General features: G+C 67.6%; 10 protein-coding genes and 1 riboswitch. Of the genes, 4 read left to right on the top strand and 6 right to left on the bottom strand.

From position 1 onward, the window contains the following. Positions 1 to 26: 26 nt before the first annotated feature. Positions 27 to 758: a response regulator transcription factor gene (locus tag EV560_RS25780; protein ID WP_165923623.1), complete on the bottom strand. Its 732-nt coding sequence runs from the start codon at positions 756 to 758 to the stop codon at positions 27 to 29. A 447-nt stretch (positions 759 to 1,205) separates the two neighbouring features. On the opposite strand from EV560_RS25780, the gene EV560_RS25775 reads away from it, so the two are divergent. From EV560_RS25775 to EV560_RS25760, 4 genes are all read left to right on the top strand, one after another. Continuing rightward, positions 1,206 to 1,676: a cupin domain-containing protein gene (locus EV560_RS25775; RefSeq protein WP_131858700.1), complete on the top strand. Its 471-nt coding sequence runs from the start codon at positions 1,206 to 1,208 to the stop codon at positions 1,674 to 1,676. Positions 1,677 to 1,924: 248 nt separating this feature from the next. Next, on the top strand, positions 1,925 to 4,297 hold the full coding sequence (locus EV560_RS25770) for a PAS domain-containing protein (protein WP_165923622.1): 2,373 nt from the start codon (positions 1,925 to 1,927) through the stop codon (positions 4,295 to 4,297). A 91-nt stretch (positions 4,298 to 4,388) separates the two neighbouring features. Then, positions 4,389 to 4,452, top strand: a riboswitch (Fluoride riboswitch). A gap of 55 nt (positions 4,453 to 4,507) precedes the next feature. Next, the gene (gene crcB, locus EV560_RS25765; protein ID WP_131858698.1) at positions 4,508 to 4,942 is read left to right on the top strand and encodes a fluoride efflux transporter CrcB; all 435 of its coding nucleotides are present in this window, start codon (positions 4,508 to 4,510) and stop codon (positions 4,940 to 4,942) included. Between the two features lie 218 nt (positions 4,943 to 5,160). Next, on the top strand, positions 5,161 to 6,186 hold the full coding sequence (locus EV560_RS25760; RefSeq protein ID WP_165923621.1) for an amidohydrolase family protein: 1,026 nt from the start codon (positions 5,161 to 5,163) through the stop codon (positions 6,184 to 6,186). Positions 6,187 to 6,495: 309 nt separating this feature from the next. Here the strand turns inward: EV560_RS25760 and EV560_RS25755 are convergent, their stop codons facing one another. The 5 genes from EV560_RS25755 to EV560_RS25735 all read right to left on the bottom strand — a co-directional run bounded on the left by EV560_RS25755 (position 6,496) and on the right by EV560_RS25735 (position 13,922). Further along, positions 6,496 to 7,731 carry an MmgE/PrpD family protein gene (locus tag EV560_RS25755; RefSeq protein ID WP_131858696.1) on the bottom strand — a complete coding sequence of 412 codons (1,236 nt, stop codon included), beginning with the start codon at positions 7,729 to 7,731 and terminating at the stop codon, positions 6,496 to 6,498. A 62-nt stretch (positions 7,732 to 7,793) separates the two neighbouring features. After that, positions 7,794 to 8,936 carry a M24 family metallopeptidase gene (locus EV560_RS25750; protein ID WP_131858695.1) on the bottom strand — a complete coding sequence of 381 codons (1,143 nt, stop codon included), beginning with the start codon at positions 8,934 to 8,936 and terminating at the stop codon, positions 7,794 to 7,796. An 11-nt stretch (positions 8,937 to 8,947) separates the two neighbouring features. Next, the gene (locus EV560_RS25745; protein ID WP_165923620.1) at positions 8,948 to 10,105 is read right to left on the bottom strand and encodes a M24 family metallopeptidase; all 1,158 of its coding nucleotides are present in this window, start codon (positions 10,103 to 10,105) and stop codon (positions 8,948 to 8,950) included. After that, positions 10,105 to 11,829, bottom strand: coding sequence for a hydantoinase B/oxoprolinase family protein (locus EV560_RS25740; protein WP_165923619.1), 1,725 nt, complete (start codon positions 11,827 to 11,829; stop codon positions 10,105 to 10,107). The genes EV560_RS25745 and EV560_RS25740 overlap by 1 nt, the downstream gene beginning before the upstream one ends. A gap of 14 nt (positions 11,830 to 11,843) precedes the next feature. Beyond that, positions 11,844 to 13,922, bottom strand: coding sequence for a hydantoinase/oxoprolinase family protein (locus EV560_RS25735; protein WP_165923618.1), 2,079 nt, complete (start codon positions 13,920 to 13,922; stop codon positions 11,844 to 11,846). Positions 13,923 to 13,963 lie beyond the last annotated feature (41 nt).

Genomic DNA, 13,963 nt, shown 5'->3' with positions numbered 1-13,963 from the left:
TCGGCCATGCAGTCCCCCCTCGACTGTCAGCGACCGAGCTGTCCTGCAGGCGCAAGGAAGGCGGCAAGGCTTCGTTCGCCGAAATGGAGCCAGCCTTGAGCGATCGCGTCGGCCATGCGCGTAAGATCGGGCAGCGACCTTGCCTTCATCTTCCGCATGAGCTTGCCGCGATGCGCCTTGACGGTGATCTCGCTGATCCCCAGCGCGAAGGCGACCTGCTTGTTCATCTTGCCCTTGACGACGTGCTCCATGACCTGCCGCTCGCGCTCGCTGAGCGTCTCGTAATGCCGGGTGAGGTCGTTGAGGGACCGGCGCTTCTCGCACCACGCCTGGTCGCGGGCGAAGCCGATCTCGACTGCGGCGAGCAGATCGTCGTCATGGTAGGGGCGGCACAGGAAATCGACGGCGCCGCTCTTCATGGCCTCGACCGATACGGCGACATCAGCCGATTCCGCGACGAAGATGACCGGGGCATAGCTTCCTGCCGCGTTGAGATCTCTCAGGAACTGCAATCCAGCGCCACCCGGCGTGATCTGAACGATCAGGCAGATCGGCGTCTCTGGCCGCCCGTATGCGAAATGGTCGGGAAGCCGAGGCGATAGCTCCAGACTGGCGCCGAGTAATTCGAGTGCCTGGCCGAGATTCGTCCAGCGACGTTCATCATGGTCGACGACGATGACGCGCGGTTGCGAGCCGGGTTTGAGGTCGCGCCTCGTGGGATTTGCGATGAGGTGATGTGGATGAGCGACAAGTTCCATGATGCCCTCCTGATGAACCATGCACGCGAGTAGTGACGTCCTTCGTATTCAACACGTTTGTTGCGGCGATCTCGCCGTTACGAGGACCGTATGATGGGGCGGCTGAATAATCTTTGGAGAAGGTCTGAAATTTACTGAACCTCGCCTGAAGCCGGTTCTCCGCAGCGGCGAACCGCCAGGCGGCGCCGCCCGTCGTGGCGGGCTGTCGAACGCCACCGCTGCCGTGAGACCAGGGTATCGGCGATACCTTGGGGCAATGGATCGGCATCCTCGGCTCTGCTTCGATCCAGGCTGTCGGCGCTGCCGTGGGCGAGGGCGCCCCGGTCTCGTTCGGCCGAGACGCAGACATCGCTGAAGGCCCATGCCCGCGCCGTTCCAGCCGCGCACGGCGCCGCTTTGCCCGCCGCGCGACATTCGCATCCGAGCGTAACGAGGTGAGGTTTCGCCATGTCCACCGCGCCAGTAACCACTGCAGTTCCGCCGCGTCCGCACCAGCCGGGCCAGGAGCGCTTCCTGACGATCCGCCCGGAAGATGTGGTGTGGAAGTCGTTCCCGGCCTATCCGGCCGCAGCCCGCATCGCGGTGCTGGTCGGGGATCCGTCCCGGCCGGGACCCTACGCGATCAGGGTCCGGTTGCCGGCCGGCACCCGCATGCCGCCGCATCGCCACCCGGAGGATCGCCTCTACACGGTGATCTCCGGCGTCTTCTACATTGGCCGCGGCGAAGTCTTCGACGAGAACAAGCTCGAGGCCTTTGCGCCGGGCAGCCTGATCGTCCTTCCCGGCGGCCAGCCTCATTTCCACTGGGCCAAGTCGGGTGACTATGTGACCCAGGTGATCGCCATCGGGCCGTTGGGGCTGGACTATGTCGATCCCGCGGACAGTCCGCAGGGCATGGGGGCGGCCGTCGCGAAATGAGCGAGGCGGGGCGCCACGGCTGTCGTCTGATGCCGTGCTGGACAATCCCCGAACGGCCGAGATCTCCGTCGCGTCCGAGCGCCGTCCTTCCGCCGTGAACAAAATTCCGGGGCCGGCGTTCTAAGCTCTGGCGCCGCGGTCCGTGGTCGCAATCGCAATGTGGCAGGGCATTCGCGGAGCACGAGTTGGATAGCCAGGGGTCGAGAACCACCGCCATCTTCCCGGGCTCGAGCGAGATGAGCCGCCTGATGGCCGGGCACGACTGGGCTTCCAGCGGGCTCGGGGCGCCCGAGAGCTGGCCGGATGGCCTGAAGATCCCGCTGCGGATGCTGCTGACCTCGCGCTTCGAGATGTGGCTGGGCTGGGGAGAGGATCTCAGGTTCTTCTACAACGACGCCTACATCCCGACGCTGGGCGTCAAGCATCCCTCAATGCTTGGCAAGCCGTTCCGGGAAGTCTGGGCGGAGGTCTATGACGAGGTGGCCGAGCAGGTCGCGCGGGTCAGGCAGGGGGAATCGACCTGGAACGAGGCGCTCCTGCTCCTGCTGGAGCGACGCGGTTACCCCGAGGAGACCTATCACAGCTTCTCCTACAGCCCGCTGCACGGGCCGGCCGGAAGCGTCGACGGCATGCTCTGCATCGTCAGCGAAGTTACCGAGCGTGTCATCAGCGAGCGCCGGCTCGACACGTTGCGGATGCTGGCCGCGGAACTGGTGGGCGCCTCGACGCCCGACGCGGTCTGCGAGGCGGTGGCCCGGATCCTCGGCATCAACCGCCGGGATTTCCCATTCTCGCTCCTCTATATTGGCACCAGCCACGAGCGCACCGCGGTGGCTTGCACCGAAGATGCTGAGGAGCTGCTTCATCAGCCCTGGCGGTTGGAAGCCTCTTCCGGCGGGCCGGTCACTGTCGAGCTCCCTGCCGGGACGGCCTATCCGACCGGCGCCTGGGCGATCGCACCGCGTCAGGCCTTGATCGTCGCCATCCCCGGCGCCGACGGCGAGACGCCGGTCGGGCATCTCGTGCTTGGGCTCAACCCCCATCGCCGCAGGGATGAGGACGTCGCCGATCTCGCGCGGCTACTCGCCGGCCAGATCAGCGGAGCGCTCGCCAATGTCGCCGCCCTCGCCACAGAGCGGCAGCGCGCCGACCGGGTCTGGGCCCATTCGCGCGACCTCCTCGTCACCGTCGGGGCCGATGGCATCTACCGCTCGGTCAGCCCCGCCTGGACCCGCATTCTCGGGCACGCGACCGATCAGGTCGTCGGGCATCATCTCGACGAGTTCGTGCTGCCCGAGGACAGGCAGGACACGGCCGGGGCCCTCAGTCGCGCCGCCGCCGGCGCCGATCTGACCTCCTTCGAGAACCGCTACCGGACGGCGACCGGCGAGGTCCGCTGGATCTCCTGGCACACGGCCAGGGAGGGCGATCTGGTCTACGGCTACGGCCGCGACATCACCGAGCAGAAGCTGAACGCGCAGGCATTGGCCTCGGCGGAGCAGGCCCTGCGCCAGTTCCAGAAGATGGAGATGATCGGCCAGCTCACCGGAGGCGTCGCGCATGATTTCAACAATCTCCTGATGGCGATCATCGCCAATCTCGATCTGCTCAAGCGCCAGGTGGAGGATGACCCCAAGACGGCCCGGCTCATCGACGGTGCGATCAAGGGGGCCAATCGCGGCGCCTCGCTGACGCAACGGCTACTGGCCTTCGCCCGCCGGCAGGACCTGGATCTCAACCCTGCCAATGTCACCACCCTGGTGCGGGGCGTCGCGGACCTGATCACCAAGTCGATCGGCCCCGAGATCGAACTGCGCTACCAGCTCGACGGGGCGATCCCCCACGCGCTCGTCGACGCGAACCAGGCCGAGCTCGCCCTGCTGAACCTGGTGGTCAACGCGCGCGACGCCCTGCCCAATGGCGGCTGCGTGACGATCGCGACCGATCGCATCGACATCGCCGGGGACGCGCATCTGCCCGATGGCAGCTATGTGCGCCTTTCTGTCATCGATGACGGGATCGGCATGGACGAGGAGACGCTCGCCAGGGCGACCGAACCGTTCTTCTCGACCAAGGAACTGGGCAAGGGGACGGGCCTCGGCCTCTCGATGATCCACGGGCTCGCGATCCAGCTCGGCGGCGCCTTGCGGCTGTCGAGCCGGGCCGGGGAGGGGACGCGCGCCGAGCTTCTCCTGCCGGCAACGGAGGAGAGGCGCCCGGTACCGCCAACGCTTCAGATCGAGCCGCGCGTGGACGCAGAGGCGGCCACCCGGCGGAGCATTCTCGTCGTCGACGACGATCCGCTGATCGCGATGAGCACCGTCGCCCTCCTCGAGGATCTCGGCCATGTCGTCACGGAAGCGAATTCGGCCGCCGAAGCGCTCGGCCTGGTCGAAGGCGGAGATCGCTTCGATCTCGTCGTGACCGACTACTCGATGCCGAAGATGAATGGCGGCCAGCTCGCACTCGCGCTCAGGCAGATGCGGCCGGACCTGCCGATCCTGCTCGCGAGCGGCTATGCAGACCTGCCGCCGGGCGCGGACATCGACCTGCCGCGGCTGGCCAAGCCCTATGACCAGAAGCAGCTCCAGCGCGAGATCGCCAAGCTTCTGGGCTCGTGAGCCGCCGGTGCCGCGGGCCTGTGCCATGCGCGAGGAACGGGCCCTGCCGCGCGGCCAGCCCTTGTCAGTTCGCCGCCATGCTCTAACCTCAGGGCAAGACGGGGATGGGGTTCCCCCGAAACCGCCCGCTTTGGGCTGATGACTCCTATCAACGATGCGGCACGCATCCGGTCATGCCGGATGGCCGACGGCCGCCTGATAGGAGCAGTCATGTCGCTTACATCCTGTCTCGTCGTGATGGCCGGTGGCGCCATCGGTACGCTGCTGCGCTACCTCGTTTCGGTCCTGGCGCTGCCGATCAGCGGGGAACTGCCCTGGGGCACGATCCTCACCAACCTCACCGGCTCCTTCGTCATTGGCCTGTTCGGGACGCTGACCTTGGCGACGGGTCGTTATCCGGTCAGCGAGGAATGGCGGCTCTTCGTCATGGTCGGGCTCTGCGGGGGCTACACCACATTCTCGGCCTTCAGCCTGCAGACGCTCGATCTCCTGCGCAGCGGCGGCATGGGCCGCGCCGCGCTCAACGTCGCCATGTCCATCGCCTTCTGCCTCGCCGCCGTCGCGCTCGGACACATCGTGGCGGCCCGGTTCAACGATGGCGCGCGGGCTGTCGCGCAGATCGCCATCGAAGAAGAGGCATCCTGACGCGCGGCACCGGATGGCTGGTGTCGGGTTGACGTCCCCGCGCCGCTTCCGGCCGGTGCGCGCCAGGGCTTCACCTTCGTTAAACGTCGGGCCTTACGGACAAAAACATCGCAGGGCCCAGCGCGGTCGCATTGAAACCCTGGTTGCGCCGGCATAGGCTGCGGCCTGTCGCGGACGCACTCGCCGCAGAAGGTGCGATCTGGATCGGAATGCCAAGAATGCACATCATCGACTCGCATTTTCACTACTGGCCACGCGCGTTCTTCGAGATGCTCGCGAAGCGAAGCGTCTATCCCCGCGTGACGCGCAATGCCGATGGCGGCTATGACTATCGGCGCAAGGAGGGCGCCACCGGCCTCCTCAATCTCGAGCCTGAATGGTTCGATCTCGAGCGGCAGTTCGCCTATATGGACGGCCTGGGGCATCGCGTGGACGTCGTCTGCTCGGTCGGGCCACTCTCGATCCATTTCTCCGATCTTCCGCTCGAGGAAGGGCGCGAGCACGCGCTGCTCTGGAACGAGGAGATGAGTGCAGCGCAGCGGCGGTATCCGGGCCGGCTTTGGGCCAGCGCGGCCGTGCCGCTGACGGATACGGCGGTCGCGATCGAGGTGCTGGACGACGCGGTCGGCCGGCTCGGCCTGATGGGCGTCAACCTTCCCGGAAGCGTCGGCAACGATCCGCGCATCGATGCGGACCGTCTCGAGCCCTTCTATGCGCGCGTCGCCGAGCTCGGCATTCCCATGTTCATCCACCCGACGGATGCCGTGTTCCAGGATGTCCTGGAAGGTTACGGCGGCGCGCTGCACCTGACCCTTGGCCGCGTCATGGAGGTCAGCGTCGCTGCCGCGCGCCTGATTTTCTCAGGGATCATGGAGCGCCACCCGACGCTGAAGGTCGTGATGTCGCACACGGGCGGCGCGCTGCCCTACCAGTCGGGACGGATCGACAAGAACGGCGCACGCGTCGGGCTGCCGCATCCGCCGAGCACCTATATCAAACGGATGTTCACCGACACGGTGTCGCCCCACAGCCCCGGCATGAAGTTCGCCATCGAATATTACGGCATCGACAACGTGATGTACGGCACCGACTACCCATGCTGGATGCCGTCCGAGACCTTGCGCCTGCTTGGCGAACTGGACTTGTCGCCGAGCGAAAAGCAGAAGCTGTTCTACGATAATGCGCGGCGCATTCTCAATCTGCGCGACGCGCCCGCGAGCACCATCGCCAGCGCCGCAGCCTGAGAACGCCAGAGCATCGGCTTTCTCCAAAGACCGCAAGCGGGCCGATGCGCTAGCCGTCGTTGGACTTAAGCGACGAAACAATCCAGCAGACGTAGAGCGCTGCCGCTCCTGGATTGCTTCGCGGAGCCTGTACTCGGGCTTGCCAAAGGCAAGACCCGGGTGCTCGCCAAGACCCGGGTGCTCGCCAAGACCCGGGTGCTCGCAATGACGAGCGAAGTGGATCCCGCTTCGCGTGAAGACAATGCTCTATCTCTTTGTTTCGACGCATTTTCTTTACGGGAACCGGTACCCGCTTCGCTCGAAAATGCTTTAGGGGGCGTCGGCGAGCCGCGCGCGCATCGCGCGCCAGAGCGTCATCAGGCGCGCGCGCCGCGCCTCATCGTTTGCCGGCTCCAGAAATGCCGCGCAGAGCGGTCGATCGGTGATCGGCACGAGGTGCGCGAGCTTTGCGCGCAGCATCGCCGTTGCGTCTCCGTGGCCGGGATCGCCGTCGACGGCGAGGCAGAGCTCCTCGAGGGCGCGGTCGCCGGATTGGACGCGGACGCGCCCGCCCCAGACCTCCGGCATGGACCGGTCAAGTTCCGCATCGGCGTGAATCTGGATCCGTTCGGCATAGGCGAGCAGATCGGCGGCGGGCTCGCCGTCGCGTTCGACCGAGTAGAGCAGGGCCGGCCGCAGCGCGGCCGCGGCGATCTGGACATGCATATCGGCGATCGTGCTCAGGCGCTCGCCTGGCGTGGCGCGGCGAGCGACCATCGCGGCGTTCGCGGTGGGCACGCCGATGTCGATGCGTGAAATGCTCTCCGGCGCGACGCCTTTTGCGAGGATGCGCTGGAATGCGACCACTGCGTTGATGGTCTGGCGCGCCGCGATGAACGGCTTGAAGCCGGTGGCGGAGAGTTCGTGTGTTTCCGACGCCTTCAGGGCGTCCGGCTGGATATGGGCGGGATCGCCGATGGCGGCCAGCCAGTCGCGGCCGATGAGCGCTGGATCGCCCTGGAATCCGTGCGCCGCGGCCTCAGTCGCCCGGCAGCCTGAGGCGACGGCCTCTCCAAACGCCCACCAGCGTCCCGATGGCGCACCGGCGGGTCGCCCGACGCGCCCCCCGGCCCGTGCGGCGGCGAGCGCGATGGCGGACGCAATGCCGTCGCGATCAAGCCCGCGCGCGACCGCGGCCGTCGCGGCCGCCATCATCGGTGCCGCGAAACATGTCGGCCAGATGCCGCCGCTCAGGGCCGCGACGCCGCCGAGCGCGCGCGCCAGGCGCAGGCCGACGGCGTAGCCCGCAGCGACAGCCCGATCGAAGCGCTCAAGCGAGAGATCGTTGTCACATGCCGCGTTTTCACAGGCCGCGGCCAACGCCGTCGGCACCACCACCGAGCCCGGCGTGATGCACGCGCCGACATTGATATCGTCGCACTCGGTGCGACGAACCATTGCGGCGCAGGCTGCGGCCTCGTCGTCGCGGAAAGCCTTGGCGAGAGACCTGGCCTCGCTGGCGCCACAACCCGCAAAGAAGGCCATCGCGATGTCGGCGACGCGCATGTCGACCTGCGCTGCCGGCGGTGGCGCCCGCTCGACGAACTCGTCCGCCCAGTCCCGGACAATCACGCGCGGGCCGCCGTCGTCATCGGCGGCAGGGACGCGGGAACTGCAGCCACCGGCCGCGCGCCGTCAGCCTCGATCTCGATCATTGCTCCGGCCAGCGACGGACGCTCGCCGCCCTCGGCGAAGACATGCAGCAACAAGGTCATGCCGCGTGCGAGACCGTCGCGGCTGTCGGGGCGGATCAAGGGCGGCCCGTCCATGGCGAGGCCAACGCCGCCGCCAAAGCCGTAAGCCAGGGCGGACCGGCGGGAGGCTTCGCTCAAGCCGGCGAGGCCCGCTGCGGCGATCTCGCCGGCGGTCGCGCCGGGGCGCGCCGCAGCCACCATGGCCGCGACGGCGCGCGCCGCCTCGCTCTCGGGATCGGCCGGCGCGTTGACGGCGCGCGCGGCCCAGTAACCCTGGTAGCGCGTCGCGATCCACATCAGGAACGGGTCGTGCCTCTCGTCCGACAGCCGTTCGAACGGGCGCAATTCGCCGCCGTCGAGATTCGACAGGATGCGCACGTCCCAGGCGCCGACGCGGCGCGCGACGCGCTCGGCCTCGATGACCGCGCTCGCATTCGATGCGCCAGCCGCGTAGAGCGTCTCGGCCGCGATCGCTGCAGCGTCCGCCATGCCGAGCGCGACGCGCAGCGCGGCGCGTTCGCGGGGGCGCAACGTCCCGCGCAACGCACGATAGGCCGGCGTGAAATCCTCGATCTCGTAGGCGGCGAGATTGCGGACGAGATCATTGTAAGGCTGCGCGGCGAGGACCTGCAGGCCGGCGACGCCGATCCGGCCGCTCGTCACCCCGCGGCTCCTCAGCGTCTCCGCGACGGCCGCGCCGGTCTGCGCGCCGCGATGGGACAGATCGGAGATCCAGGTCAGTTCGCGCAGGAAGAAGCTTTCGCGACTGCCGCTATTGGTGAAGATCGCCGGCTCGCCTTGCGCCGGCAGAACGAAGACGCCGTCGACATTGTAGCCGACCAGGAACACGAGATCCTCGTCCTCATACATGTTGCCGGCGATGACGAGGGCGGCAAGACCGCGCCGTCGCATCTCCTCCCGCACGAGCCGCACGCGCTCGTCGAATTCGTCGGCCGAGAGCAGCGCGCGGTCCCAGAAGGTCAGGCCGCGTTTGATCGAAGGTTCGAGCGAAAGCATGACCGCCTCCTTCAGGCCGGGATGACGTCCAGCGTGCCCATGCGGGCGGTCAACGGCACGGCGCCGTCGCGCGTGATGAGCACGGGCTCGCCGCACATGACATAGCCGGTTTCCGGAATGTACTGGTTCGGATGCAGCACGAAGACCATGCCTTCGAGCAGGATCTGGTCGCTGTCCACGGCGATCTCGGGATCGAGCGAACCGAGCGCCATGCTGTGGCCACGCGTGCGCATGTAGGGCGGCTTCGTGTAGGTCTCATAGCCCGCGGCGATGATCGGTTCGTTCATCACGTGCACGATGTCACGGGCGGGCGTGCCGGGCTTCGCAGCCGCCATGGCGCGCCGCAGCGCGCCGTCGAGAAGCGCGAACGTATCCTGCTGCAGCCTGGTCGGCTCGCCGAAGACGGCGGTTCGGCAGATCTGCACATATTCGCCTTCGACCGATGGCGTCACTTCGCCGAGCAGCACATCGCCGGCGGCGAGGATGCGATTGCTGGCGCGATGCGCGGCGCGATTATGCTGGGAGGCGGAGAGGAGCTGGAAATTATCCTCGGCGCCCATGGCGCGCATATCGGCTTCCATCTCCGCAGCGAGCTCATACTCCGCCATTCCCGGGTGCGCCGTCGTGAGCGCGTTGGCCCAGCCTCGCTCCGCGATATCGGCGCCACGGCGAACGCAGGCCATCGCCCAATCGTCGCGGATCCTGGCAATGTCGCTCACCAGCGCATCGCCGGCTTGCGGCGGCGTCGCGAACATGGCCGGCCACGCCTCGCTGATGCGCCTGGGTTGAACGCCTCCCGCGATCGCGAAGCGCTTGCCGAGCAGGCCGCGCCGATCGAGCTCCCGGCGCACGGTTTCGATGAACTCCGCCTCGTCGACGACCGTCAGCGCGACATCGCCGATGCGCTCGGCGATGCGCCGGGCGTCATAGGCGGGCGTGGCGATCACGAACGGATCGCCGTCCAGCGGGATCGCGATTGCAAGATGCGGTCCGATCTGTCGGAGCCCCGTCAGCCACCAGGCAGGGTTGGAGGCGAGGAAGGAGTGTCGGCCGCTGCCATAGGCGATCAGCCCGTCCAGGCCCTTCGCGCGAAGACTGTCGCTGACGGCTTCGCGCCGGCGCGCAAGACAGCGCGTCCGCAGCGCCTCGTCGATCCATGTCGCGCTCATCATGCCACCTCCGCGCCGTCCCGCAGCGCCTGCGTGGCGGCGACGTCGACGCGGCCGCTGCCGTCGATGACGACGCCGTAGGCGTCGCGCGCCTGCTCGGGCGTCACGTAGCCTTCGCGCACGTCGCGCGACACGCGCTCGACGTCACGCTCCAGCGGATTGCCCCAGCCGCCGCCGCCCGAGGTGCGGTAGATGACTTCGGTTCCGGCCGGTCCGAACACGCGCGGCGCCAGCGAGCGCTCATAGTCGCCGCCAGGCTCGCGGATCATGGTGAAGCCGATCGCGCCGGGCTTGCCGCCGCGCAATCCCCACGGCGCGTAACCGGAACGATGGCCCGGCGGCCCGGCATTCCAGCGGCCGTCGACCAGCGAGCGGATCGTGGTCTTCACGCCGAGGCCGCCGCGAAACTTTCCAGGCCCGCCCGAGTCGGCCCACAGGGCCCGCTCGCCGACCATCAGCGGCGCCTTGAGCTCCATGGTCTCGATCGGCGTGTTGCGCACGTCGCCCTGGCAAACCGACATGGACACGTCCTCGCCATCGGCATCGGGACGGCCGCCCCAGCCGCCGGCCTCGATGCTCTGCGCGACGAAACCGGCGCCACGCGCGGGATCCTGCCCGGACAGCGCAAACGGCGCGCCGAGCGAGCCGGAATGAGCCGCCGGAATGCGGTCGGGCAGGGCGCCCGCGAAAGCGCGCCAGATCGCGTCGACGACCGTCGGCAAGGGCGAGCCCCAGCTCGCCATGAAGGCGGGGAATTTCGCCATCATCATATTGCCTTCGGGGAGAACGACGTTGAGACCGCCGAACGCGCCTTCGTTCAGCGGCTCCATCGGCGCGGTCAGCGCCTTGTAGGCGATATAGGCGCCGGCATAGGTGCGGCTGTTCAGGCCTGAATTCTCCCGCTGCGGCGAGCAGCCGGACAGGTCGATCGTCATGTCGGAGCCGGCGACGATGACCTTCACCTTGATCTCGAAGGGCGGCGTGCCGCGCGGGCCGTCCATTTTCGCCTCGGCCTCATAGGTCCCATCCGGGATCTCGGCGACCGCCGCGCGCGCCTTGGCTTCGGTCTCGGCGTAGATCGCCGCGATCATCGCGAGCACATCGTCATGGCCGTAGCGGTCGAGCAGCTCGCAGAAGCGACGCTCGCCGAGCCTGCACGCCGCGAGCTGCGAGCGCAGGTCCCCGAAGGCCGCGTCGGGATAGCGGATGTTGTCGCGGATGATCTTGAGGACCTTCTCGTCAGGCCGTCCTGCCTCGTAGATCTTGAGCTGATCGACCTGAAGTCCTTCGCTCCACGGATCATAGGCGCCGGTGCCGCCAAATCCCGTCGATTGACCGCCGACATCGGCCCAGTGCGCGCGCACCACGGCGAAGGCGACCAGGCGATCCTGGTGGAACACGGGCGTGTAGATGACGACGTTGTTGAGATGCTGCCCCGCGGTCGCCTGATGATTGTGCATGACGACGTCGCCGGGAGAAAAGCCGTCCTTCCCGAAGCGGGCGACGCCATCCTTGATGACGGCGCCGAGATCGGCGACGAAATGCGAGACTCCGCCGATATTCTGCGAGATCAACGCGCCGTCGACGTCGAGCAGCGCGGTGCAATAGTCCTGCACCTCGTAGATCATCATGTTGTAGGAGGTGCGCTGGAGATCGTAGCTCATCTCGTCCGAGATGGCGGGGAGCGCGTTGCGCATCACCTCGAGTGTGACTGGATCGAGCACTGAAGACCCTCCGCTCATGGCCGCGCCACCTCCACGATGATCTCGCCCGTCTCGGCGACGCTGGCCACGTCGCCGGCGAACAGAAGCGTCGTCGATCCGAACTCCTCGATGGCGCAGGGGCCTTCGATCCGCGAGCCCGCGGCAAGTCGCTCGCGACGATAGACCGGGCAGTCGACCGGCTTGGCGGGATCGTCGAGTACGATCGGACGAGTGCCGATCCGGGCGTCGCCGTCGGCGGCGGCAAGGCGCGGGAACATGATCTTCGGCCGCGCTCCGCGCGCCGTCAGACGCAGATTGACCAGTTCCACCTGTTCGTCCGGCGCAGAGTGATCGAACCGGTTTTGATGCGTGTCGTCGAAGCGGCGGCGCACGGCAGCCATGTCGCCATGCGCGATCTCATCGGCATTCACGGGAATCTGCAGCGTGAATTCCTGCCCGGCGTAGCGAAGGTCCATGGAATATTCGACGGAGCGGACGCCAGGTTCGACGCCCGCCTGATCGAGAGCTGCAGCGCCGGCGCCCGCCAGCTCTTCGTAGAGCGTGCGGATTTCCGCCGTGTCCGCGTCGGTCAGGATGCGATAATGCGTGCGCACGAAATCGTGCCGCACATCGCTCATCAGCATGCCGAGCGCGGAAAAATGCGCCGGAAGATTGGGAATCACGACCTTTGGGATTGCGAGGTCGCGCGCGATCTCGAGGGCGTGCGGCGGTCCGCCGCCGCCCATCGCGACAAGAGCGAAGTCGCGCGGGTCGTAGCCGCGTTGCACGGAGACGCCGCGCACGGCGAGTGCCATCTTGGCGATCGCGACGCGGATGACGCCATGCGCTGCCGCGGCCGCTTCAAGCCCGAGCGGCTCGCCGATCTTCCCCGCGAGTGCGGCGCGCGCCGCCGCCTCGTCGAGCGGCATCTCGCCACCGAGAAAGCTCGAGGCGCCGATGCGGCCGAGTACGACATTGGCGTCGGTGACCGTCGGATCGGCGCCGCCCCGCCCATAGCAGACAGGGCCGGGGTCGGAGCCGGCGCTCTGCGGGCCGAGCTTGAGGCCGCCGACATGGTCGATCCAGGCGATCGAGCCGCCGCCGGCGCCAACCTCGACGATGTCCACCACCGGGAACATCACGGGATGGCCACTGGCATGGCCGCCGACATGGTAGCCCTGGGCGATCGAGACGACGCCGTTCTGGATCAGGCTGGTCTTGGCCGTCGTGCCGCCCATGTCGAAGGTGATGACGTTCGGCAGCCCGAGCCTGCGCCCGATCTCGGCCGCAGCGATGACGCCGCCGACCGGCCCCGATTCCATCATGGCGACCGGAAGCATCTTGGCGTGCTCGGGCGACATGACGCCGCCTGACGATTGCATGATCAGGAAGCGGCCGTCGAAGCCGTCCTCCCCGAGCCGGTCCTGCATGCGGCCGACATATTCAGCCGTGCGCGGGCCGATATAGGCGTTCATCACCGTGGTCGAGGTGCGCTCATATTCGCGGTATTCACGGACGATCTCGTGCGACAGCGAGACGTAGACGCCGGGAAGCGCGGCCCGCAGGAGTCGGCCCGCCTCGATCTCATGGGCGGGATTGGCGTAGGCGTGCAGGAAACAGACGGCGACCGCGGCCACGCCACTGTCGCGGATCTGCGCGGCGACCTGCTCCACTTCCCGCAGATCGAGCGGCGACAGGACCTCTCCGCTCGCCTTCAGGCGCTCGCTCACCTCGAAGGTCAGCGAGCGCGGCGTCAGCGGCGACGGCCTCTTGAAGTTGAAGTCGTAGGCATCAGGCCGGTTCTGCCGGCCGATCTTGTAGACGTCGCGCGTGCCCCTGGTGACGACGAGAGCCGTCTTCGCGCCCTTTTGCTCGATCGCGATGTTGATGGCGACCGTCGAGCCGTGAACGAGATTCTGCGCCGCGCGGGGCTCGATGCCTGCCTTCGCGAGGCAGTCCCACACCCCTTGCGACAGTTCCCGCGGCGTCGTCAGCGATTTCGCCTGCAGCACCCGGCCGGTCGCCTCGTCGAAGCCGACAAGGTCCGTGAACGTGCCGCCGATATCCACCGCGACGCTGAGCGATGAGGTGGGAGCAGCATCCTGAAGCGCCATCCAAGATCTCCCCATTCGCTTCCGTTCAGACGCCATTTCAG

This window comes from Allobosea sp. BK604, assembly GCF_004341515.1.
Classification (GTDB): Bacteria; Pseudomonadota; Alphaproteobacteria; order Rhizobiales; family Beijerinckiaceae; genus Allobosea.
The sequence above is the reverse complement of the archived record's forward strand: the minus strand, read 5'-3'. Positions and strand labels throughout refer to the sequence as shown.